This window comes from Vibrio mangrovi (assembly GCF_024346955.1).
GTDB lineage: Bacteria > Pseudomonadota > Gammaproteobacteria > Enterobacterales > Vibrionaceae > Vibrio > Vibrio mangrovi.
This window is the reverse complement of record NZ_AP024883.1, coordinates 389,030-410,545: the sequence shown is the minus strand read 5'-3', so window position 1 is coordinate 410,545 and position 21,516 is coordinate 389,030. Positions and strand designations below refer to the sequence as shown.

Here is a 21,516-nt window from a genome sequence, read left to right as displayed (position 1 = left end):
TCTTATTCTGCCGAACAGCATCAGCGGTCGTTACAGAATTCCAGAGACAAAAAGAACAAATCAATTGTAGCTTATACTCAGTGTCCCCAGATGCAGATGACAGGAACACTTCGATTTGTAGCCGATTCGCCGATTATACTTAATTTTTAGAGCGAAATTATGTTTTAGCTCAAATCAGACGAATCAATTTTTCTTTCTATCAGCACAAAAAAACATTGTACGGTAACTCGAAACATCTCACTATACAGACACCAGTGAAATTAACAATCATTCTGATAGGCTCTCGCAATGTGGTCACAAACAGTAATCTACCTTCAGGAAAGAAAACGTGGGTTTCACCTGATTACAGATGAGATTCTGGAGCAACTCCCGCAAATTCAATCGGTTTCTGTCGGTCTCCTTCATCTGTTTATTCAACATACATCCGCCAGTCTGAGCATTAACGAGAATGCCGATCCGACGGTTCGCTATGACATGGAAGCACACTTCAATCAAAGTGTCCCGGAAAGAGCACCCTACTACAGGCATACCTATGAAGGCGATGACGATATGCCAGCGCATATCAAATCATCAGTACTTGGTGCCAGCCTGAGTATCCCGGTCACACAAGGTAAGCTGGCAATGGGTATCTGGCAGGGAATCTATCTGGGAGAACACCGAAATCACGGAGGACAACGTAAAATTGTTGCGACAATCGCTGGAGAATAACCTTGGTTTTTTCATGGTAAAAATTAACTTGATGAGTGAGAGTCACTCACTCATCATCAAAATCAAATGCTGGTCCGGCATAATTATCGAAGCGAGAATACTGTCCCTGGAACGTCAGGCGAACCGAGCCTATCGGACCATTCCGTTGCTTACCTAGAATGATTTCAGCCGTTCCTTTCATCGCACTATCCGGGTGATAAACCTCATCTCGATAGATAAACATAATCAAATCCGCATCCTGCTCGATAGAGCCGGATTCCCGCAGATCCGAGTTAACCGGCCGTTTATCCGCCCGTTGCTCCAGAGAACGGTTTAACTGGGAAAGGGCCACGACCGGAACGTTTAATTCCTTCGCCAATGCTTTGAGTGATCGCGAGATTTCTGCAATTTCCAGCGTCCGGTTATCCGACATTGCAGGAACTCTCATCAATTGCAGGTAGTCGACCATGATCAATGATAACCCGCCATGTTCTCTGGCAACCCGGCGAGCCCGGGAACGGAGTTCTGTTGGCGTCAGACCGGAGCTGTCATCAATGAACATATTTTTCTTTTCCATCAGAATCCCCATCGTTGAGGAAATTCTGGCCCAGTCCTCATCATCCAGATTACCGGTACGGATTTTCGTTTGATCGACCCGCGACAAAGATGCCAGCATCCTCATCATGATCTGTTCAGAAGGCATCTCCAGAGAAAAGATCAGAACGGGTTTATCCTGCTCCATCGCTGCATTTTCACACAAGTTCATCGCAAAGGTTGTTTTCCCCATCGACGGACGGGCTGCCACAATAATCAGATCTGATGGTTGCAATCCGGCTGTTTTCTTATTTAAGTCGGTAAAGCCGGTGTTCACGCCGGTAACACCATCCTGAGGGCTTTTGTACAGGATTTCGATCCTTTCCAGAGTCTTTTCCAGAATCGAATCTACATTTTGCGGACCTTCGTTCTCATTCGTCCGGGATTCTGCAATTGCAAATACTTTGCTTTCTGCAAAGTCCAGCAGATCTTCGGAACTACGCCCCTGCGGATCATAACCGGCATCTGCGATTTCATTGGCAACACCAATTAAATTCCGGACCAATGCACGTTCGGCAACAATATCTGCATATGCATTGATATTGGCAGCACTTGGCGTGTTCTTAGCAAGGTCAGTCAGATAAGCAAAACCACCGACATCATCCAGTTGCTCTCGCTGTTCCAGGTACTCCGAGAGTGTAATCAGATCAAGCGGTTTCCCGCCTTCCAGGGTTGATTTGATTCCATCAAAAATCAACCGATGCGGACGACTGTAAAAATCACTGGTAACTACCCGTTCTGCGACAGTATCCCACCGCTCATTATCCAGCAATAATCCACCCAAAACCGATTGCTCGGCCTCCAGAGAGTGAGGAGGTGTCTTAATCCCTTCAACTTGTGAGTCAGTTTGTTTACGGTTTCTGTTTTCAAACTTGGAATCAACCATGACTTTTCTCAATAACACAACAAAGTGTGCCCATTATAACGAGAATATCCCGTTTGTAATTATCTCATGCAGAATTAACCCAGAACTGACCATTCATCAGGCAATTCACTCTAATATGCCTTCAGCTTATAGTCAGTTTTTAGAGGTATCGTGTGTTTAGGTGTTGGCTGATGTCTTTCAGTCTTTGCATTATCAGTACTGTTCATGCCGAAGAAGAACCAACAAAGCAGGAAACACCTTCTCCCTTACAGGGGCAGGTAGAACTTGGCTATCAGAAACATGCCGGGAATACAGATACAGAGTCGATTAATGTCAATATATCCGCCGAGTATACTGAGGGAAGACACCGGACAACCGGTAAATGGGAATTTTACCGACTTGATAAATATGGCGGTGAATACAGAAGGAAATCAACCTACACACTACAGACCGATTACAAAATCAGTCCAAAAGGTTATCTCTATGGTAGCTTCAATGGGATCGATTCCAGATATAGCGCTTACTTTAAGGACTATACATTCTCGGCAGGTTACGGTTATCAGTTACTTAATACCGATCAAATAACTGTAGAGCTGGAAATGGGTCCGGGTTACCGATATCAGGAACCCAATCTGGATGAAATTGACGATGATGACCTGATTTTTCCTGAGACAGTCAAAGAGCCGATTGCCCGAGGAAACGCCAGAATTGCCTGGAGTCTGACCAAAACAGTTACTTTGGAGAGCGACTTCACCATTGTTTCAGGGGAAAGCAACACAATGACGACAACCAACGTCAGCCTGACCAATGACATTACTCAGAACCTTGCTCTAAAACTGGACTATACCCGCTCATATCACTCACGAGTTCCGGACAGTCTGAGTAAAACAGACAGCGCAACATCGATCAATGTCGTGTATCACTTCTAAGCTGAAATTCAATTTCTTCCGATGAAAAAAACACCAGCATAATGCCGGTGTTTTCTCAATACAGATTGGCTGTAAAATTATTCAGCAATAACCTGTAGCTTAACTTCTGCAAACACTTCAGAGTGAAGCTGAATGCTGATGTCATACTCACCAACGTTGCGTAGAGCACCTTCAGGAAGACGAACTTCACTTTTGCTCACTTGAACACCAGCAGCAGTTACTGCATCAGCGATATCGCGAGTACCGATAGAACCGAACAGTTTACCTTCTTCACCTGCTTTTGATGCAATCACAACAGCTTCCAGAGCATTCACTTTGTCAGCACGAGATTGTGCAGCTGCCAGTTGCTCAGCAACCTGAGCTTCTAATTCGGCACGACGGTGCTCAAACATTTCAACGTTTGCTTTTGTTGCCATAACTGCTTTACCCTGAGGGATAAGAAAGTTACGAGCATAACCAGACTTCACGTTGACTGTATCACCAAGACCACCTAGGTTACCGATTTTATCAAGTAGAATAACTTGCATTGTTTAATCCTCTTTCTTAATAAACGGTGCCGATTACTGATGTTTGTCAGTGTATGGCAGTAGAGCTAGGTAGCGAGCACGTTTAATTGCACGAGCTAGCTGACGCTGATATTTAGCGCTTGTACCAGTGATACGGCTTGGTACGATTTTACCAGCTTCAGTAATATAGTTTTTAAGAGTTGCTACATCTTTGTAATCAATCTCTTGAACGCCTTCTGCAGTAAAACGGCAGAATTTACGACGACGGAAGAAACGAGCCATGGGCTATCTCCTGATCTAAATTTGAGTAATCTCTTGAGCATGTAGCACCAATTTTCCGACACCATTCCGGTCGGTCTGATAAGTAACAAAACCACTTACCTTGATGCTGCTGCCCTGTACTAAGTTGTGAGTGAAAGATTGTGACCGATGACCACTAACCACGACGGGCATACGACAATAAACCTGTCTGGGTAAATCCGCTTCAACAGCAACCGAACGATGTTCTAACCAAAAGCGACAATGTTCGATACCTGACGGACTCTGGCTTCGAATGGGAGGCTTTACTATCGTACCGCTTAACTCCATTCGATTGGTCATTAATTCAATTACTCAGCATCAACGTCTGCACTGTTTTCTTCTGATCTCACTTCTTCACGCTTAGAACGCTCTTCACGAGCTTTCAGCATGATTGATGGTTCAGTCACAGCAGACTTAGTACGCATAATCATGTTACGCAGAACTGCATCGTTAAAACGGAAAGCAGTTTCCAGCTCATCAATCACTGGCTGCTCTGCTTCAACGTTCATCAGAACATAGTGAGCTTTGTGCAGCTTGTTGATTGGGTATGCAAGTTGACGACGTCCCCAATCTTCCAGACGGTGGATAGTACCGCCAGCTTCAGTGATAGAACCAGTGTAACGCTCGATCATGCCAGCAACTTGCTCGCTTTGATCTGGGTGCACCATGAATACGATTTCGTAATGACGCATGTTTGCTCCTTACGGATTATTCAGCTTCCACGTTTGGCCCGGTCATCCAGAGGAAGCAAGGAACGATAAAGTAAGTGACCAGGAATTTAAGACGACGAATAGTACAGAAAGGAAGCAGTTTTAGCAAGGGAAATATAGACGTGCAAATAACAAATCAAAGGACGTACTTCTCTATCGCCCTCTGTATAGATAATAACTCAATCTTCATCAACAAACTGAGCCTGGAGATAGTTTTCTATACCGGTCATTTCAATCAGACCAAGCTGCGTTTCCAGCCAGTCGACGTGCTCTTCTTCATCTTCCAGGATGTCCTGAAACAAATCTCTGGAAACATAATCACGAATATCTTCTGCATAAGCAATTGCATCTTTAAGATCCGGAATAGCTGTCATCTCGAGTTTCAGATCACATTCGAGCATTTCTTTGGTATCTTCACCAATCAGAAGTTTCCCCAAGTCCTGCAGATTGGGAAGCCCTTCTAAGAACAATATTCGTTCAATCAAATGATCAGCATGTTTCATCTCATCAATCGATTCATGATACTCTTTATCTGCGAGATGCTTTAGTCCCCAGTCTTTATACATCCGGGCATGTAAGAAATACTGATTGATCGCAATCAGTTCATTGGCAAGAATCTTGTTAAGGTGTTGAATAATTATTGGATCGCCTTTCATGACAAAACCTCCTCTTTGGCTCTATTAACTTTAGAACCCTGAAGAGAAGTGTCAAATTTCAGGCTGCAAAAACAGATGATTGCAGTCGTCTAACTCGCTTGCTTATACTGTGCAGCTACCGTATCGTTCAGAATTTCTTTTGCCTGACGGACACATTTACCACACTGACTCCCCAGCGCCGTACAACGCCGAATTTCTCTCATATCACTGATACCATCTTCAAGGATCAACCGACGCAGCTTTTTATCTGAAACTGAATGACATAAGCAAACAAACATAATTACGAGACACAGTATTGAATTACACAACATCAATATAAACGATAATTATTATTATTTCTACTATTAATTAAAAATATACTTCTGATACACTTGTCAGAAACGCAAAAGGGAAGCCGAAGCTTCCCTTTTCTAGTGATGTTGCTCAAATCATTATGCAAGGATTTTTGCTACAACACCAGCGCCTACTGTTCGACCGCCTTCACGGATCGCAAAACGCAGACCTTCATCCATCGCGATTGGTGCAATCAGTTCAACTACCATTTGCACGTTATCACCTGGCATTACCATCTCTACGCCTTCTGGAAGCTCAATGCTGCCTGTTACGTCTGTTGTACGGAAGTAGAACTGTGGACGGTAACCTTTGAAGAATGGTGTGTGACGACCACCTTCATCTTTAGACAACACGTATACTTCTGATTCGAACTTAGTGTGTGGTGTGATTGAACCTGGTTTCGCCAGTACCTGACCACGTTCTACTTCATCACGCTTAGTTCCACGCAGAAGAACACCTACGTTCTCACCAGCACGACCTTCGTCAAGAAGCTTACGGAACATCTCTACACCTGTACAAGTTGTCTTCGTAGTCTCTTTTACACCTACGATTTCAACTTCGTCACCTACGCGGATGATACCTTGCTCTACACGACCTGTTACTACTGTTCCACGGCCCTGAATTGAGAATACGTCTTCGATTGGCAGCAAAAATGCCTGGTCGATTGCACGCTCTGGCTCTGGAATATATGAATCTAAAGCTTCTGCAAGCTCAACAATCTTGTCTTCCCACTGTTTCTCACCATTCAGTGCACCCAGCGCTGAACCCTGGATAACCGGCAGGTCATCTCCTGGGAAATCGTACTCAGACAGAAGTTCACGGACTTCCATTTCTACCAGCTCAAGCAGCTCTTCATCATCTACCATGTCACATTTGTTCATGAATACGATGATGTAAGGAATACCTACCTGACGGCCTAGCAGGATGTGCTCACGAGTCTGTGGCATTGGACCATCTGTCGCAGCTACAACTAGGATACCACCGTCCATCTGCGCAGCACCTGTGATCATGTTTTTAACATAGTCAGCGTGTCCAGGGCAGTCTACGTGTGCGTAGTGACGTGATGGGGTGTCATACTCTACGTGTGAAGTCGCGATTGTGATACCACGTTCACGCTCTTCTGGTGCGTTATCGATTGACGCGAAGTCACGTGCTGTACCGCCGTATACTTTAGAAAGTACTGTACAGATTGCTGCTGTTAATGTTGTTTTACCGTGGTCAACGTGGCCGATAGTACCAACGTTTACGTGCGGTTTCGTACGTTCAAATTTTTCTTTAGACACGATCGTGTTCCTTCCTAGTTATGATTCACCTCAAGTAACGTACACTTAAGGCGCGCCAGAAATTGCTATTTTATGCGCCAACATTCGTCAGCGCAATAGATTCGTTATTAATCAAATAACAACTTAACCACGTTCTGCGATAATTGCTTCTGCAATATTTTTGGGCACTTCAGCATACTCAGAGAACTCCATAGAGTAAGAAGCACGCCCTTGTGTCGCGGAACGTAAATCAGTTGCGTAACCAAACATTTCAGACAGTGGGACTTTTGAATGGACAATTTTCAGACCCGCAGGTCCTTCATCCATCCCTTCGATAAGGCCACGACGACGGTTCAGGTCGCCAACCACATCACCCATCCAATCTTCCGGTGTAGTTACTTCAACCTTCATGAGTGGCTCAAGAATAACAGGTTGCGCGTTAAGCGCCCCTTTCTTGAATGCCATTGAGCCAGCGATTTTAAACGCCATCTCACTCGAGTCAACATCATGGTATGAACCATCAAAAAGTGTTGCCTTCACATCCAATACAGGATAACCAGCCAACACCCCGTTGTTCATCTGTTCTTCGATACCTTTCGCTACCGAACTGATGTACTCTCTCGGTACAGCACCACCCACAATTTCATCAACAAAGACAAAGCCTTGTCCGACTTCGGCAGGTTCAATTTTCAGCCAGACATGACCGTATTGACCACGACCACCAGACTGACGGATAAACTTGCCTTCAACTTCCGTGGAACCACGAATAGTTTCACGATACGCAACCTGAGGTTTACCCACATTGCAATCAACGCTGAATTCGCGTTTCATCCGGTCAACAATGATATCCAGATGAAGTTCACCCATACCGGAAATCAATGTCTGACCTGTTTCATCATCCGTTTCGACGCGGAATGATGGATCTTCTGCTGCCAGTTTGCCAAGCGCGATCGACATCTTTTCCTGATCAGCTTTTGAACGAGGCTCAACTGCAATCTGAATCACAGGCTCCGGAAACTCCATTCGTTCCAGAATAACCTTATGGTTCTGATCACAAAGTGTATCCCCGGTCGTCACATCTTTCAGGCCAATCGCTGCGGCAATATCACCGGCACGAACTTCTTTGACTTCTTCACGTTTGTTCGAATGCATCTGAACAATACGTCCAACCCGTTCGCGTTTCTCTTTTACAGAGTTATAAACAGCATCTCCGGAATTTAGTACTCCGGAATAAACCCGAACGAAGGTTAAAGAGCCAACAAATGGGTCAGTCGCAATTTTAAATGCAAGCGCTGAAAACGGTTCGCTATCGTCTGCATGGCGTTCAACTTCATTCTCATGATCGTCATGTCCCTTGATAGATGGAACATCAACCGGAGAAGGAAGAAACTCAACCACAGCGTCCAGAACCGCCTGAACCCCTTTGTTTTTAAATGCACTACCACAAGTAGCCAGTACAATTTCATTATTCAGAGTACGAATCCGTAAGCCGAGTTTTATCTCTTCCTCACTCAATTCGCCCTCTTCAAGGTACTTATCCATCAGCTCTTCATTGGCTTCAGCGGCAGATTCTACCATATGGCTACGCCATTCTTCAGCCTGCTCGAGCATATCAGCCGGGATATCCTCGTATGTGAAAGTCATTCCCTGGTCTTCATCATTCCAGTTAATTGCTTTCATCTTGAACAGATCGATTACACCTTTGAATTCATCTTCTGCACCGATATTCAACTGAATCGGTACAGGGTTCGCACCCAGTCGATCTTTAATTTGATTCACAACACGCAAGAAGTCAGCACCAGCACGGTCCATCTTGTTCACGAATACCATTCTCGGAACATGATATTTATCCGCCTGACGCCATACAGTCTCAGACTGAGGCTCAACACCAGAGGCACCACAAAAGACGACCACTGCACCATCAAGTACACGAAGAGAACGCTCTACTTCAATTGTGAAGTCAACGTGTCCGGGAGTATCGATAATATTGATACGATGATCGGGGAATTGCGCCTGCATACCACGCCAGAATGTAGTCGTTGCTGCAGAAGTAATGGTGATACCGCGTTCCTGCTCTTGCTCCATCCAGTCCATGGTTGCTGCACCATCGTGAACTTCGCCGATTTTATGAGACAGGCCGGTGTAGAACAGAATACGCTCAGTAGTGGTTGTCTTTCCTGCGTCTACGTGAGCACAGATACCGATGTTACGGTAGCGCTCGATAGGAGTTTTACGAGCCACGGTTGTATCCTCTTAACTAAGGTCCACCTTAGAAAATAGAAAAGTACTGCGGGTTTCCCCGCAGTACAGGAGGTATTACCAACGGTAATGAGCAAACGCTTTGTTTGCTTCAGCCATACGGTGAACGTCTTCACGTTTCTTAACCGCAGAGCCTTTGTTTTCAGCAGCATCCAGCATTTCAGCAGCCAGACGAGCAGCCATAGATTTCTCACCACGCTTACGCGCAGCTTCAACCAACCAACGCATAGCAAGTGCGTTACGGCGAACCGGACGAACTTCTACAGGCACCTGGTAAGTTGAACCACCCACACGACGAGATTTAACCTCAACCGCAGGGCGAACATTTTCAAGAGCTTCTTCAAAAACAGCCAAGTGATCTTTACCAGATTTCTCAGCCATAGTATCTAGTGCAGTATAAACAATTTTTTCTGCAACTGATTTCTTTCCGTCAACCATAAGGATGTTGACGAATTTTGCCAGCAGTTCTGATTTGAACTTAGGATCTGGAAGGATCTTACGCTGACCAATTACGCGACGACGTGGCATGGATATTCTCCGTTGTCTTCTTCAGGTTATCCAAAACTTTTCAGTTTCTTCAAAATTAAATATTTAAATTAGTGTTTGGCCTTACTTAACGCTTATTTCAACAGAGAAACATTAAGACTTAGGACGCTTCACACCGTACTTAGAACGACCTTGTTTACGGTCGTTAACGCCTGCACAGTCAAGTGCACCACGAACAGTGTGGTAGCGAACACCCGGAAGGTCTTTAACACGACCACCACGGATTAGAACAACACTGTGTTCTTGTAGGTTGTGACCTTCACCACCGATATATGAAGTAACTTCAAAACCGTTAGTTAAACGTACACGACATACTTTACGAAGTGCTGAGTTAGGTTTTTTTGGTGTAGTAGTGTAAACACGAGTACATACACCACGTTTTTGTGGGCACGCTTCCAGTGCTGGCACGTTGCTTTTTGCAACTTGCTTCACACGAGGTTTGCGAACCAACTGGTTAATAGTTGCCATTAACTAGCTCCTGATTTACTTAAAGTAAGCTTTGTGAAAAATCTATCCCTATACAAATAGGGACGCAAAATTCTATGCATCGCGGCCTGATGTGTCAAGAAATATACAGCTTTTTTTTAAGGAGAAAGGGAAATTTATTCCCAGGTCACTGAAGTCGGATGCTGTTCCGTCAATTCAACAAACCCTAAATAGTCGATAACGGAAACGGAAGGACTAATGCGATGATAAATACCCCGGGCTTTGGTGTCGGCTTCCAGAGCAAAGACATTGCTCTCTTTCAGAAGTCCGAATGCATGATGCAAAGGGTTCGCTGCATAAACCGCATCTTCGAGTAGTAAGATGACATCTTGAGCCGAACGAAACAAATATGCCTCTTTCAATGCAGATACGGTTTTAATCACATGTAACATGATGTCTCTCAAAAACTCAAAATTTTATCTGCCTGATGAAGGATTTCCGTAATCGCTTTATTCTGGACTAACGTTACCGGAATCACCAGATCAGCCTGAGCCAATCCTCTTTCTGCCAGTGCATCCTGAGAAGCAAAGACCTGATCGATATCATAGAGATCAAGTAACTTAAGCATGGGTGCATAATTTTTGCAGAGAATATTATCGGTTTCCTGACCCTGAAGTAATTGCAGAACCCCGTCCCCGACGAAAAGTACAGCAATATCTTCACAATAAGCTGATGCCGCCAACAATGCATCCATCCCTTCTCTTCCGGATGTTCGACCATGAGGCGCGTGATGAAAAACATAAATCAAACGACTCAAAACTGTATCACCCTATCTTGTGTCAACATCGCTTCAGCCAGACTACCCAGACCAGCCTGAACAAATTCACCGGCAAGATTATCTTTAAAAACATTGTGCTGACTTGCTTCTTCTTCACTCAGGATTCCTCGTCTCAAAGCGGCTGCTACACAGGTTTCCAGCCGGACATGATGCTCAACAGCCAGACTCTGCCATGCTTTCGCAAGATCGAATTCATCATTGGCAGGAACAGATAACGCGGTCCCATTTGTAACACCATCCTGATAAAAGAATACACTGACAAGTGTATGTCCTTTCTGGATCAGAGCCCGGGCGAACTGATATGCACTGCGGGCAGACTGACTTCCATAGAGTGGTCCATTAACAACTAGTGTATAAGTCAGAGGAGTCACTTTTCCTCGTCCTCAGTTTTACGCTGACGAATATAGAGGTACACAGTATGCTTCGAAATATTCAAACGTTCGGCGACACGGTTTATTGCATCTTTAATATCAAAAATCCCTTTATCGTATAATTCCATAACGATCTGGCGGTTTTTGGTATTATTCGACACAGATTTGTCCGCATTAATTTCTTCAATCGTCCGTTCAACAGTTTGATCCACCAGCTCTTCGACATCACTGGCAAAATTGACCGAAGACGCAGCATCCTGTGCATCCTGATTCGGCATAAATGACTGCAGAATCTGAGAAAATGGTGCATCAAGATTGACATTGATACAAAGCAGGCCAATCACGCGGTTTTCTCCATTGCGAATCGCGATGGTGATGGACTTCATCAATACTCCACCTTTCGCCCGGGTGAAATAAGAACGTGAGAAATTACGCTCAGATCCTTCTATATCCTTCAGCATTTTCAATGCTAGATCCGTGATCGGAGAACCCACCTGACGTCCGGTATTTTCTCCATTGGCAATTTTAATCGCAGAAGTATTCAGATCTTCAAGCGAATGCAATACGATTTCACAAAAAGGGCCAATCAGGCTCGCCAGACCATCCACAATTGCCTCATAAGAACGGAGAATGATTTTATCATGCTCTGTAAACGGCTTTACATGCACGGAATCCATTTCCAGCAACATGTCAGCATTGAGTGTCTCTGTTGTTGTCACTTTGATCCAGCCTTCGAAAATATCAACAAATTAATGTAAGTTTATCAGAAAATTTTAAACTATCGCTAAGCTATCGTATCAACATCTGATTTAAAACAAATTTATCTCACAGAATGTAAAAAGGCCTGATAAATCAGGCCTTCTCTTTATGCATGTAAACAGCTATTTCACAATTGCCGTTTCTTATTTAGACGCTTTCTTTGCCGCGGCTTTTTCAACCTTCAGCAACTCAACCTCAAACACTAAAGTTGAATCAGCAGGAATCGAAGGTGTATCTCGGTCACCGTAAGCCAGTTCGGGCGGAATCACAAACTTGTATTTCGCTCCAACTTTCATCAGTTGAACACCTTCAGTCCAACCGGAAATCACACGATCAAGAGGGAAAGTCGCAGGCTCTCCACGATCATAAGAGCTATCAAACTTGGTTCCGTCGATCAGGGTTCCTTTATAGTGAACCTGAACTGTATCAGTTGCTTTTGGCGATTCGCCTTTACCTTCAGTCATCACCTGATATAGCAGACCTGACTTAGTTTTCTTCACTCCATCCTGCTTCTCAAATTCAGCCCGGAAATCGTCACCAGCTTTTTTGGTCGCTGCTGCTTTTTCTTTTGACTTTTCTGTTGCCAGTGTATTCAGCCGTTTGTCAAAGTCTTCCAGTGCTTTACGGGCATCTTCATCAGTCATCGATGATTTGTTGGCAAATGCATGCTGAATCCCTTGCAACACAATATCTTTGTCCAGAGTAATACCATACTCTTTTGGTTTCTCAAGGCTAGTGTTCAGATAATTAGCAAAAGAGACGCCGATTGCATAAGCTGCTTTCTCATCATCGGACTTAAACTGAACTGCTGCTGGCTTAGCAGCTTCCTGAGCGGCAGTTGTAGTTTCTTGCTTTGCTTCATCCTGACAGCCAGCTGCAAGCATAACGGCAGCAGCAAGAAACGACACTTTTAACAATGATTTCATTCAATTCTCCAAATACGTGGGCAAACCTTTTGTAATTGCTCATAATTCCTTGACTTCCGTAAATGAGCAACACATTGTTATACAAATATAACTTGATGTGATTCGAATGTCTTTAACTCTCAACGGAAATTCAGGCCGATGCGATCATTTTCCCTTCTTATATTCCTGTTAATTGTCAGTGTGACGTTAAATGGGTGCTTTTTCTCCGCATCCCCCATCCAGAAATGGGATATTACTCCAGAAGGTGCAACCGCTTTCGGCCTGAGCCGGGACGGAAGATTTGCTTTGACTTATTCACAAAAAAATCAACTTCAGTTATGGGATCTTTCCGAAAATAAACGCCTCGCCCGCCTCGGCCCGCTCGATCAACAAGAGAGTTCCGTAACCCAAATCAGGGTTTCAGACAATGATCGCTATGCCGTCACCGCCGGACAAAATAATTTTGCCGTCTGGGATCTGGCCTGGGCACAATCCAAAGGACTGTGGTCCATATCTGACGGACTTATAAGAGATATTGATCTCTCGAAGGATGGAGAACAAATTCTTATGGGTCTATCAAACGGTAAAGCAATCTACGTGGACTTAGTCAACGGAAGACGCATGGAGTTCCTTGCTCATAGAGAGAAAGTGAACTCAGTTGCATTATCACCCAATGGACGTTTTGCTTTAACCGGAGGAAATGACTATCAGGCTTACCTGTGGGACACAAAATCAGGGCAGATCCTGCGAAAATTTGAACATGAACAGCGTGTCGTTCGCGTTGCATTACAGAGAGACGGAAATTACGCCTTTACTTCTGACGGCGGCAATCAGGCTAGAATCTGGGATCTACATACAGGGCAGGAAATCTCCCATCTTCGAAGTTTCGCCAGACAGCTCATTTTTTCTACTGCCCGGTTCTTTGATGATGGTGCACAGCTCATCACCGGTACACCTTCTGGTTATGTTGCGGTCTGGAATACTCAGAGTGGCAAAAAAATAGCTGAATTTTCAACCGAGCCTCCAAAAGTATCTCCGCCCCCACGCTCAGTCGTGTATGATGTTGCCTTTGATCAACAACACCATGTCATATCGGCAAACTCTGCAGGTGTTGCAGAGGCCTGGGAACTGGATGAGTAAGTAAGATGGATAGCAAAGAAGTAGAACGACTAGAAAACCGAATTAATGATCTGGAATGTCAGTTGGCATTTCAGGAAGATACCATTGAAGCACTCAACAATGCACTTACTCAGCAGCAGCAAGCCATTTCCCGGATGCAGGAACAGATGAAGTTCATCGCCGGTAGACTAAAAACATTCAATGAATCACACATCGCCGATCAATCGCAAGAAACACCACCGCCTCACTATTAATCATATAAAAATAGTTAATCATAATAAAAATAGTGGTGATAATAGATATTCTTGCGACTTAAGATAAATAGAAGTAAGCAATCACGATACCGGCAACAACTAAGCATCCACCGATACGCCGCAACAGATGGTTCGGCTGTTGACTCAACTGAGAAATCATGCGACGCCACCCTTCTGGCGCAAGCAATGGACCAAGTCCTTCAGCAATCAGCAGTAAACCGATTGCCAACCATATTGAATGAGTCATAATATTTGATTCCACAAAAAACTAAAGGCTCCGTATGGAGCCTTTATACTATGCTTTGAATCTATTTTACACTCTTGCCTTTAGAGTTCTTCATATAACGGAAAAACTCACTTTCCGGGTCGAGCACTAAAATATCACTTTTCTGATTAAAGGATTCTTCATAAGCTTTTAAAGAACGCAGGAATGTAAAGAATTCTGGATCTTTGCTGTATGTATCCGAATAAATCTTAGCAGCCTTAGCATCGGCTTCACCACGTGTTACACGCGCTGTTTTATCTGCTTCAGCTAAAATTGTTGCAACTTCAAGTTCCGCCTGAGCTTTGATTACCTCAGCTTTTTCACGGCCTTGAGAACGGTGCTTACGTGCTACGGATTCCCGTTCAGCTCTCATCCTCTTATAGATGGATTCACTGATTTCATCCGGCAGGTTGATTTTCTTCATCCGGAAATCAACCACATAAACCCCTAAGTCTTTCATCGCACTTTCACGGGTACTGAGCAATACATCTTCCATGATCTGATCACGCTGACCATCGATTTTCAGTGCTTCTTTCGCAGCTTCCGACGCAACAACATCTGTATCAGTATCCGGTAAAACATCGCCATTCAACGGACCAGAAACGATCTGCTTGATCTCTCTGGAACCAATTTCAGAACGCAGCACATCAGTAACTTTCCGTTCAAGCAGTGCCTGAGCAGTTAAAGTGCTACCACCACCAGTCGCCAGATAGTAAGTACCAAAATTCTGAATACGCCATTTCACATAAGAATCGATGATGACATCTTTCTTTTCAGCCGTAACGAATCGGTCAGCCCGGCCATCCATCGTCTGAATTCGCGCTTCAAGGACTTTCACACGATCAAACAGAGGCATTTTGAAATGAAGTCCCGGCTCATAGATACGGGCAATTTCACCGTCTTTCAACACTCGTCCAAAGCGGACAACAATACCTCGTTCTCCTTCATGGATAACAAATACAGACATAAGAAAGACAATCAGGACAAGAACCAATACCGGGATTATTAACTTACGCATTCTTAGTATCTCCCTTGCCGTGAACCGGTTCGTGACTGAGTATCATCCTGACTGGTGTTTTTCTGGGACTCAAGCTCGATATGATCATAAAGAGGAGATGATTTCAAATCTCTCTTTGTCTGAGTCGTCCCCTGTCCGGATAACTTATCAATTGGCAGATAAAGCAGGTTGCCACTGGATTTTGAATCAATCAGAACTTTCGATGAATGAGAGTAAACGGATTGCATGGTATCTAAGTACAAACGGTTTCTCGTTACTTCCGGAGCTGCCTGATATTCAGGAAGCAGTTTTTCAAACTGAGCGATCTGACCTGAGGCTTCATTCAGCACACGCTCGCTATACCCCTGAGCTTCTTTCTTCAGACGTTCAGCACGACCCGTTGCCTTAGGAATCACTTCATTCTTATAAGCTTCAGCTTCACGAATAAAACGTTCTTCATCTTCACGAGCTGCAATTGCATCATCGAATGCATCTTTTACCTGCTCCGGTGGACGAGCTGACTGGAAGTTAACATCCACGATGGTTAACCCCATATCATAATTTTTAATAATATCATTCAGGGTATTCTGGGTTGTTTCCCGAATTTGCTGACGTCCACTGGTCAGAATACTATCCATTAAAGAATCGCCAATTACTGCACGTAATGCAGAATCAGTCGCCTGACGCAAGCTGTCATCAGCACTGGTAACCTGATAGAGATATTTGTACGGATCAGCAACACGATACTGAATGTCCATTGCTACCGTGACCACATTCTCATCTTTCGTCAACATCAGTCCAGTCGCTCGTAATGAGCGAATCGCCTGTACATTGACCGGCTCTACTTCGTCAATAAAACGAGCACGCCAGTTCAAACCCGGATTCACGATATGATCAAATTTACCCAGTCTTAGTAGCACACCACGCTCAGCTTCACCGATAGTATAAAATCCGGAGAAAAACCAAATCGCAACAGCAATGACGGCAATGATCCCAAACCCGATGGAACCGCCTCCGGGGAAGGAGGAGCCTCTGCCACCCCCTTTCTTACCAAATTTACCGCTAATCTTCTGACTCAGTTTATTGAAGACTTCATCCAGATCCGGCGGCCCCTGATCGCGGCCTCCACGGTCACCATGGTCTTTATTTCCCCACGGATCTTTGTCACGGTCATTATTACCGTTGTTATTACCAGGCTCATTCCACGCCATTAGTAATCTCCATCATTTGATATGACGTTATACTGTAGCAGTCCTTTAAGTAACTATAAAGTCACGTAAAACTACATGTTCTCTTTTTTCTAGTCTAGACCAATCTGCCTGTTGCATACGAATCGAAACTAATAAATTTCCTTTCTGATCATATGATTCCTGCAAAATTGATCGGCTTTGGAAGAACAAACTGCGCATACGCCCCTGATATTCGGGAGGAATACACAGCTGATATTGTACGATCTGACCGGCCAGCCGCTCCGTAAGCGCCTGAAACAGCAAATCAATACCAAGACCTTCCATTGCAGAAACCCAAACGGTCCGAGGGATGCCTTCATCATCTCGTTCAATTCTGGGCTGCTGACCATCCATATTGTCGATCTTGTTCATCACCACTAAAACCGGTACTTCATTGGCTTCAATTTCGATTAGAACATCATCGACAGCACGTATATTGTCACGAAAACGCTCATCACTTGCATCTACAACATGTAACAAAATGTCAGCTTCCTGAGTTTCCTGCAATGTTGCTTTAAAGGCAGCCACCAGATCATGGGGTAAATGACGAATAAATCCGACAGTATCAGCCAGAATTGCCGTTCCTACATCATCTAGCTGAATTCTCCGCAATGTCGGATCTAATGTTGCAAATAACTGATCAGCGGCATATACACCAGCTTCGGTGATCCGGTTAAACAGTGTAGATTTACCGGCATTGGTATAACCGACAAGTGATATTGTCGGCACTTCAGCCCGATTTCTGGCTCTACGCCCTTGTTCCCTCTGTTTGGCAACTTTTTCTAAGCGGCGCAGTATCGCTTTAATCCTTTCACGCAATAAACGTCTGTCTGTTTCTAACTGGGTTTCCCCCGGCCCCCGGAGACCAATCCCGCCTTTCTGGCGTTCAAGGTGTGTCCAGCCACGAACTAAACGGGTCGATAAATGACGCAGCTGAGCCAATTCAACCTGTAACTTCCCTTCATGGGTTCGCGCTCGTTGAGCAAAGATATCGAGGATCAATCCGGTACGATCAATCACCCGACATTGACACAACCTCTCAAGATTGCGTTCCTGGGCAGGAGAAAGGGCATGGTTGAAAATTACAACATCCGCTTCGGTTTGCACCACAGCCTGTGCAATTTCCTCAGCTTTGCCCTCACCGACGTAGTATTTGGGGTGCGGAGCCTGACGACTACCCGTGATCACTTGTAATGTCGTGACTCCTGCGGAACTCACCAGCATTTCGCATTCGCTGAGATCCTCCCACTCCCCTTCTTGCGTGAAGTTGATATGAACAAGTACGGCTCGCTCACCGGCTTCATAACGGTCAAACAAGCTATCAACTCCTTATAAGACTTTTGGTAATAATTAATCGTCTGATTTATCTGACGAACGCTCGTTAGCAGGACGATCACCATGATGACTTACCGCACGAGCAGGTACCACAGTCGAAATTGCGTGTTTGTACACCATTTGGTTCACTGTGTTTTTCAACAGAATCACAAACTGATCAAACGATTCGATCTGCCCCTGCAATTTAATACCATTAACCAAATAAATGGATACAGGAATACGCTCGCGACGTAATGCATTTAAGAATGGGTCTTGTAAAGATTGCCCCTTAGCCATTTTATTTTCCTTATTTTCTATTTGTATTAATTATTTAGCTAGTGGTACACCAAGCTTTGTGCAGCCTTTGCATCCGAGCTAAACGAATAAAGTAACATCCTGAGACACTGAAGTTATGGTGCTTCTGGGCCAAAATTTCAAGTGACATGTCCATAAAGGATGTACGACACAAAAACGATCATATTATACACAGCGTACTCTATAAGAAGCTATCGAATTCGATATAATTTCATACGCTTGTTCAATATTCTCGCTATCCAGCCAAGTCAGATCATTCCAACTTCGAAGCCATGTGATCTGACGTTTGGCTAGTTGACGAGTGGCACAAATACCACGATAAATCGCTTCATCAAACGAACAATTCCCGTCCAAATACTCCCACATCTGCCGATAACCGACGCAACGAATGGCAGGTAAATCGGCATGAAGCTCCTGACGAGCATATAACGCTTTGACCTCATCTTCAAATCCGGCTGCAATCATCTTCTGAAAGCGAATTTCAATTCTCCGATGAAGTTCTGCCCGTTCCTGAGGCGCAATCGCGAACTGCACCACATCAAATGGTAGCACTTCTCCCTTAGTTCGGGTCAACTCTGTCAAAGTTTTTCCAGAAATCCGGTAAACTTCCAGTGCTCTGGATAATCTTTGAGGATCATTGGGGTGGATCCGCAAAGCAGAATCCGGATCGATCTTCGCCAATTGATCGTGTAAAGACTTCCACCCGTGGTGTAACGCTTCCTGTTCAATCTGCTGCCGGATCTCAGGATCTGCCGCCGGCAATGGAGATAATCCCTCCAGTAATGCTTTAAAATACAGCATCGTCCCTCCCACCAGGAGCGGAATCTTACCTGCCTGAACAATTTCATGCATATGCTGAAGTGCATCCCGGCGAAAATCTGCAGCTGAATAGGACGCTTCTGGCTCCAGGATATCAATCAAACGATGAGGAGCCTGAGCCAGTTCTTCCGCTGTCGGCTTGGCAGTCCCAATATCCATTCCCCGGTAAATCAACGCCGAGTCAACGCTGATAATTTCAACCGGAAAATTCTGACATAACCGAATTGCTAAGTCTGTCTTTCCTGAAGCTGTTGGCCCCATTAAGAACAAGGCAAGAGGTCGTTGTTGGCTCATGAGTAAAATGCTGCAATAGTTGCCGAAAAATCCACTGCCCGAACAAAAGCACAATCGTCTAAAGGTAGTTGCCCCTGACAAAGCTGTTCAACTTCAGCGATGAGCTGAATAGCCTGAGACAAAGTGTAGTCACTTTGTTCGGTATTCGCATAATCTGCCAGCCAGCCAGTCATACTGATTAATGCTCCGGAGGGATCGTTCTGATTTAAATTAGAGGCGTAAGATACCAGATCTGGAATTAATTTCTGTAAATTCTGCCGTCGCAGTGGCTGGGGAACACTCATAACCATCAAAGTATCCACCGATCGTTTTTTTAGCTCAATTCCAAGCCGTAAAAATACATTCTGATAGGATGTAACGCAGGATAGAAGCTCAGCAGATAACTTGAGAGACAGTGGCACCAAAAGAGGCTGCCCCCGTCGCGGCTCTGAGGTTGCATCGAGTTGCTTCTCAATTTTCAGCCGATTGGCACGGCCCAAAGCAACCAGACAACATGATGAACCTGAACTCATTAACAGATACTTCCCCTGAATCACCGCGACAGCCTTGCCCAATTCAGTAACCTTATCAGTCACGCGGTAGCCTGAGTCTGTTTCGCCATGACTATCATTGCCTTTGTCCGGAATATCATCCTGATCAACTGATACCTCATGATCGACTTTCATCAGTTGCTGGTAGATTTCAGCTTCTTTACGGGATATCCCTTTTCCGCGTTCCCGGTTTGCTGAGTTTCCGGAACTAGATGAAGATACCGTCGGAGCTGAATTCGGTTGCTGCCAGGGACGAGATGACGCACTCTCCCGCACAACACCATTATTGAAACCTTCAGGTATTGCCCGGCCCGGATAAGATGGTGTTTTATCAATCGCATCCAGCAGCTGTGATGAAAGAGTTTCGTGTTCTGCGTCAGCCCCTTCAGACTGGTGATGAAAAGCAGACTGACTGACAGCAGGCTCATTAATATGCAGCCCTTCGGCAAGGGCACTACTGATTGCCTGATAGATAAAGTCATGGACCAGACGAGCCTGATGAAAACGCACTTCATGTTTGGCAGGATGAACATTGACATCAACCTGCCTCGGATCCAGTTCTATATATATAACGTAAGCTGCATACTGTTCCGGGCTCAGACTTCGTTCATAGCTTTGACGGATTGCATGATTGATCAGTTTATCTTTCATCATCCGGCCATTCACATAACAATATTGCAGATCACTCTGCTGTCTGGCTCCTTCCGGTGTCGAGATCCATCCATGCAGAACCAATCCCTGATGTTCAAGCTCAACTTTCAGCATATGCCGGACAAATGGCTGACCACAAACGGCTGCTATACGCTTTTCTTGCTGAATATCAGTCTGTGCCGCCCGATACTGACGTACCATTTTGCCGTTATGTTTGAGGAAAATCGTGACATCAAAACGACTTAGTGCAATGCGTTTGAGAACTTCCTCTATATGAGTAAATTCTGTTTTCTCCGTCCGTAAAAACTTCCTTCTGGCCGGAGTGTTAAAAAACAGGTCCAGAACTTCTACGGTGGTGCCGACCGGATGGGCGACCGGTTGTAATCTGACTTCCATATCCCGGCCTTCACTATATGCCAGCCATGCTTCATCCTGTGTTGCCGGACGTGACGTTAGTGAAAGACGGGATACCGAGCTGATACTGGCCAGAGCCTCACCACGAAACCCCAGACTCATAATAGCTTCCAGATCATCCAGCGAATGGATTTTAGACGTTGCATGACGGCTGAGTGCCAGAGTAAGTTCATCCTTTTCAATCCCATGCCCGTTATCTCTGACACGGATTAGTTTTGCACCACCTTTCTCAATATCGATATCAATACGGGTTGCGCCGGAATCCAGACTGTTTTCAACCAGCTCCTTCACCACAGAGGCCGGTCTCTCAACAACTTCACCGGCTGCAATCTGGTTTGCCAGCCGGGCAGGTAGAATCTCAATCGTCAT

Annotated in this window: 27 protein-coding genes; 4 read left to right on the top strand and 23 right to left on the bottom strand. The window is 44.8% G+C overall.

The annotated features are described in order from the left end of the window. Nucleotides 1–288 precede the first annotated feature (288 nt). Nucleotides 289–708, top strand: coding sequence for a secondary thiamine-phosphate synthase enzyme YjbQ (locus tag OCU74_RS01895; protein ID WP_087481451.1), 420 nt, complete (start codon nucleotides 289–291; stop codon nucleotides 706–708). A 46-nt stretch (nucleotides 709–754) separates the two neighbouring features. Here OCU74_RS01895 and OCU74_RS01890 read toward each other — a convergent pair whose 3' ends face one another. Further along, nucleotides 755–2,167 (bottom strand): replicative DNA helicase, encoded by a 1,413-nt coding sequence (locus OCU74_RS01890; RefSeq protein ID WP_087481452.1) that lies wholly within the window; start codon nucleotides 2,165–2,167, stop codon nucleotides 755–757. A 152-nt stretch (nucleotides 2,168–2,319) separates the two neighbouring features. Between OCU74_RS01890 and OCU74_RS01885 the strand changes: the two genes are divergently transcribed. Beyond that, a complete protein-coding gene (locus OCU74_RS01885; RefSeq protein ID WP_234993597.1) occupies nucleotides 2,320–3,075 on the top strand; it encodes a DUF481 domain-containing protein in 756 nt (251 codons plus the stop codon). 77 nt (nucleotides 3,076–3,152) lie between these two features. On the opposite strand, the gene rplI is transcribed toward OCU74_RS01885, so the two are convergent. From rplI to fkpA, 15 genes are all read right to left on the bottom strand, one after another. Beyond that, entirely contained in the window at nucleotides 3,153–3,602 is a 450-nt protein-coding gene (gene rplI / locus OCU74_RS01880; RefSeq protein ID WP_087481454.1) for a 50S ribosomal protein L9, read from the bottom strand. 33 nt (nucleotides 3,603–3,635) lie between these two features. Continuing rightward, nucleotides 3,636–3,863 (bottom strand): 30S ribosomal protein S18, encoded by a 228-nt coding sequence (gene rpsR, locus OCU74_RS01875; RefSeq protein WP_000090471.1) that lies wholly within the window; start codon nucleotides 3,861–3,863, stop codon nucleotides 3,636–3,638. Nucleotides 3,864–3,878: 15 nt separating this feature from the next. Continuing rightward, nucleotides 3,879–4,181 carry a primosomal replication protein N gene (gene priB / locus OCU74_RS01870; RefSeq protein WP_087481455.1) on the bottom strand — a complete coding sequence of 101 codons (303 nt, stop codon included), beginning with the start codon at nucleotides 4,179–4,181 and terminating at the stop codon, nucleotides 3,879–3,881. Nucleotides 4,182–4,189: 8 nt separating this feature from the next. Next, the gene (gene rpsF / locus OCU74_RS01865) at nucleotides 4,190–4,573 is read right to left on the bottom strand and encodes a 30S ribosomal protein S6 (RefSeq protein WP_087481456.1); all 384 of its coding nucleotides are present in this window, start codon (nucleotides 4,571–4,573) and stop codon (nucleotides 4,190–4,192) included. 197 nt (nucleotides 4,574–4,770) lie between these two features. Continuing rightward, on the bottom strand, nucleotides 4,771–5,247 hold the full coding sequence (bfr, locus tag OCU74_RS01860; RefSeq protein ID WP_087481457.1) for a bacterioferritin: 477 nt from the start codon (nucleotides 5,245–5,247) through the stop codon (nucleotides 4,771–4,773). 89 nt (nucleotides 5,248–5,336) lie between these two features. Then, entirely contained in the window at nucleotides 5,337–5,525 is a 189-nt protein-coding gene (locus OCU74_RS01855; RefSeq protein WP_087481458.1) for a (2Fe-2S)-binding protein, read from the bottom strand. Between the two features lie 153 nt (nucleotides 5,526–5,678). Continuing rightward, entirely contained in the window at nucleotides 5,679–6,863 is a 1,185-nt protein-coding gene (gene tuf / locus OCU74_RS01850; RefSeq protein ID WP_087481459.1) for an elongation factor Tu, read from the bottom strand. Between the two features lie 123 nt (nucleotides 6,864–6,986). Continuing rightward, entirely contained in the window at nucleotides 6,987–9,083 is a 2,097-nt protein-coding gene (gene fusA, locus OCU74_RS01845; RefSeq protein ID WP_087481460.1) for an elongation factor G, read from the bottom strand. A gap of 75 nt (nucleotides 9,084–9,158) precedes the next feature. Beyond that, nucleotides 9,159–9,629 carry a 30S ribosomal protein S7 gene (gene rpsG / locus OCU74_RS01840; protein ID WP_038181306.1) on the bottom strand — a complete coding sequence of 157 codons (471 nt, stop codon included), beginning with the start codon at nucleotides 9,627–9,629 and terminating at the stop codon, nucleotides 9,159–9,161. 111 nt (nucleotides 9,630–9,740) lie between these two features. Then, the gene (rpsL, locus tag OCU74_RS01835; RefSeq protein WP_038181303.1) at nucleotides 9,741–10,115 is read right to left on the bottom strand and encodes a 30S ribosomal protein S12; all 375 of its coding nucleotides are present in this window, start codon (nucleotides 10,113–10,115) and stop codon (nucleotides 9,741–9,743) included. Nucleotides 10,116–10,249: 134 nt separating this feature from the next. Then, on the bottom strand, nucleotides 10,250–10,525 hold the full coding sequence (gene tusB / locus OCU74_RS01830) for a sulfurtransferase complex subunit TusB (protein WP_087481461.1): 276 nt from the start codon (nucleotides 10,523–10,525) through the stop codon (nucleotides 10,250–10,252). A gap of 8 nt (nucleotides 10,526–10,533) precedes the next feature. Continuing rightward, nucleotides 10,534–10,890 (bottom strand): sulfurtransferase complex subunit TusC, encoded by a 357-nt coding sequence (gene tusC / locus OCU74_RS01825; RefSeq protein WP_087481462.1) that lies wholly within the window; start codon nucleotides 10,888–10,890, stop codon nucleotides 10,534–10,536. After that, nucleotides 10,887–11,282 carry a sulfurtransferase complex subunit TusD gene (tusD, locus tag OCU74_RS01820; protein WP_087481463.1) on the bottom strand — a complete coding sequence of 132 codons (396 nt, stop codon included), beginning with the start codon at nucleotides 11,280–11,282 and terminating at the stop codon, nucleotides 10,887–10,889. The genes tusC and tusD overlap by 4 nt, the downstream gene beginning before the upstream one ends. After that, on the bottom strand, nucleotides 11,279–12,001 hold the full coding sequence (locus tag OCU74_RS01815) for a helix-turn-helix transcriptional regulator (protein ID WP_087481464.1): 723 nt from the start codon (nucleotides 11,999–12,001) through the stop codon (nucleotides 11,279–11,281). The genes tusD and OCU74_RS01815 overlap by 4 nt, the downstream gene beginning before the upstream one ends. Nucleotides 12,002–12,184: 183 nt before the next feature. Then, complete coding sequence (gene fkpA, locus OCU74_RS01810) at nucleotides 12,185–12,967, bottom strand: FKBP-type peptidyl-prolyl cis-trans isomerase (protein ID WP_087481465.1); 783 nt, start codon at nucleotides 12,965–12,967, stop codon at nucleotides 12,185–12,187. Nucleotides 12,968–13,105: 138 nt separating this feature from the next. Between fkpA and OCU74_RS01805 the strand changes: the two genes are divergently transcribed. Further along, nucleotides 13,106–14,086 (top strand): WD40 repeat domain-containing protein, encoded by a 981-nt coding sequence (locus OCU74_RS01805; RefSeq protein ID WP_087481466.1) that lies wholly within the window; start codon nucleotides 13,106–13,108, stop codon nucleotides 14,084–14,086. 5 nt (nucleotides 14,087–14,091) lie between these two features. Next, nucleotides 14,092–14,319, top strand: coding sequence for a SlyX family protein (locus OCU74_RS01800; RefSeq protein WP_087481467.1), 228 nt, complete (start codon nucleotides 14,092–14,094; stop codon nucleotides 14,317–14,319). 58 nt (nucleotides 14,320–14,377) lie between these two features. Here the strand turns inward: OCU74_RS01800 and OCU74_RS01795 are convergent, their stop codons facing one another. The 7 genes from OCU74_RS01795 to mutL all read right to left on the bottom strand — a co-directional run bounded on the left by OCU74_RS01795 (nucleotide 14,378) and on the right by mutL (nucleotide 21,516). Further along, the gene (locus tag OCU74_RS01795) at nucleotides 14,378–14,566 is read right to left on the bottom strand and encodes a DUF2065 domain-containing protein (RefSeq protein WP_087481658.1); all 189 of its coding nucleotides are present in this window, start codon (nucleotides 14,564–14,566) and stop codon (nucleotides 14,378–14,380) included. Between the two features lie 61 nt (nucleotides 14,567–14,627). Then, the gene (gene hflC, locus OCU74_RS01790; protein ID WP_087481468.1) at nucleotides 14,628–15,602 is read right to left on the bottom strand and encodes a protease modulator HflC; all 975 of its coding nucleotides are present in this window, start codon (nucleotides 15,600–15,602) and stop codon (nucleotides 14,628–14,630) included. 2 nt (nucleotides 15,603–15,604) lie between these two features. Further along, nucleotides 15,605–16,792, bottom strand: a complete 1,188-nt coding sequence (gene hflK / locus OCU74_RS01785; RefSeq protein ID WP_087481469.1) for an FtsH protease activity modulator HflK — start codon at nucleotides 16,790–16,792, stop codon at nucleotides 15,605–15,607. Between the two features lie 45 nt (nucleotides 16,793–16,837). Then, nucleotides 16,838–18,127 carry a ribosome rescue GTPase HflX gene (hflX, locus tag OCU74_RS01780; RefSeq protein WP_087481470.1) on the bottom strand — a complete coding sequence of 430 codons (1,290 nt, stop codon included), beginning with the start codon at nucleotides 18,125–18,127 and terminating at the stop codon, nucleotides 16,838–16,840. A gap of 33 nt (nucleotides 18,128–18,160) precedes the next feature. Then, entirely contained in the window at nucleotides 18,161–18,421 is a 261-nt protein-coding gene (hfq, locus tag OCU74_RS01775) for an RNA chaperone Hfq (protein WP_021021730.1), read from the bottom strand. A gap of 183 nt (nucleotides 18,422–18,604) precedes the next feature. Then, on the bottom strand, nucleotides 18,605–19,552 hold the full coding sequence (gene miaA, locus OCU74_RS01770; protein WP_087481471.1) for a tRNA (adenosine(37)-N6)-dimethylallyltransferase MiaA: 948 nt from the start codon (nucleotides 19,550–19,552) through the stop codon (nucleotides 18,605–18,607). Further along, nucleotides 19,549–21,516 (bottom strand): DNA mismatch repair endonuclease MutL, encoded by a 1,968-nt coding sequence (gene mutL / locus OCU74_RS01765; protein WP_087481472.1) that lies wholly within the window; start codon nucleotides 21,514–21,516, stop codon nucleotides 19,549–19,551. The genes miaA and mutL overlap by 4 nt, the downstream gene beginning before the upstream one ends.

Excerpts from the sequence above, each read along its gene's own strand:
- OCU74_RS01895 (WP_087481451.1), top strand. The coding sequence starts at position 289 with ATGTGGTCACAAACAGTAATCTACCTTCAGGAAAGAAAACGTGGGTTT.
- OCU74_RS01890 (WP_087481452.1), bottom strand. The coding sequence starts at position 2,167 with ATGGTTGATTCCAAGTTTGAAAACAGAAACCGTAAACAAACTGACTCA.
- rplI (WP_087481454.1), bottom strand. The coding sequence starts at position 3,602 with ATGCAAGTTATTCTACTTGATAAAATCGGTAACCTAGGTGGTCTTGGT.
- rpsR (WP_000090471.1), bottom strand. The coding sequence starts at position 3,863 with ATGGCTCGTTTCTTCCGTCGTCGTAAATTCTGCCGTTTTACTGCAGAA.
- priB (WP_087481455.1), bottom strand. The coding sequence starts at position 4,181 with ATGACCAATCGAATGGAGTTAAGCGGTACGATAGTAAAGCCTCCCATT.
- rpsF (WP_087481456.1), bottom strand. The coding sequence starts at position 4,573 with ATGCGTCATTACGAAATCGTATTCATGGTGCACCCAGATCAAAGCGAG.
- bfr (WP_087481457.1), bottom strand. The coding sequence starts at position 5,247 with ATGAAAGGCGATCCAATAATTATTCAACACCTTAACAAGATTCTTGCC.
- OCU74_RS01855 (WP_087481458.1), bottom strand. The coding sequence starts at position 5,525 with ATGTTTGTTTGCTTATGTCATTCAGTTTCAGATAAAAAGCTGCGTCGG.
- rpsG (WP_038181306.1), bottom strand. The coding sequence starts at position 9,629 with ATGCCACGTCGTCGCGTAATTGGTCAGCGTAAGATCCTTCCAGATCCT.
- rpsL (WP_038181303.1), bottom strand. The coding sequence starts at position 10,115 with ATGGCAACTATTAACCAGTTGGTTCGCAAACCTCGTGTGAAGCAAGTT.
- tusB (WP_087481461.1), bottom strand. The coding sequence starts at position 10,525 with ATGTTACATGTGATTAAAACCGTATCTGCATTGAAAGAGGCATATTTG.
- fkpA (WP_087481465.1), bottom strand. The coding sequence starts at position 12,967 with ATGAAATCATTGTTAAAAGTGTCGTTTCTTGCTGCTGCCGTTATGCTT.
- OCU74_RS01805 (WP_087481466.1), top strand. The coding sequence starts at position 13,106 with ATGCGATCATTTTCCCTTCTTATATTCCTGTTAATTGTCAGTGTGACG.
- OCU74_RS01800 (WP_087481467.1), top strand. The coding sequence starts at position 14,092 with ATGGATAGCAAAGAAGTAGAACGACTAGAAAACCGAATTAATGATCTG.
- OCU74_RS01795 (WP_087481658.1), bottom strand. The coding sequence starts at position 14,566 with ATGACTCATTCAATATGGTTGGCAATCGGTTTACTGCTGATTGCTGAA.
- hflC (WP_087481468.1), bottom strand. The coding sequence starts at position 15,602 with ATGCGTAAGTTAATAATCCCGGTATTGGTTCTTGTCCTGATTGTCTTT.
- hflK (WP_087481469.1), bottom strand. The coding sequence starts at position 16,792 with ATGGCGTGGAATGAGCCTGGTAATAACAACGGTAATAATGACCGTGAC.
- hfq (WP_021021730.1), bottom strand. The coding sequence starts at position 18,421 with ATGGCTAAGGGGCAATCTTTACAAGACCCATTCTTAAATGCATTACGT.
- miaA (WP_087481471.1), bottom strand. The coding sequence starts at position 19,552 with ATGAGCCAACAACGACCTCTTGCCTTGTTCTTAATGGGGCCAACAGCT.
- mutL (WP_087481472.1), bottom strand. The coding sequence starts at position 21,516 with ATGACGATTGAGATTCTACCTGCCCGGCTGGCAAACCAGATTGCAGCC.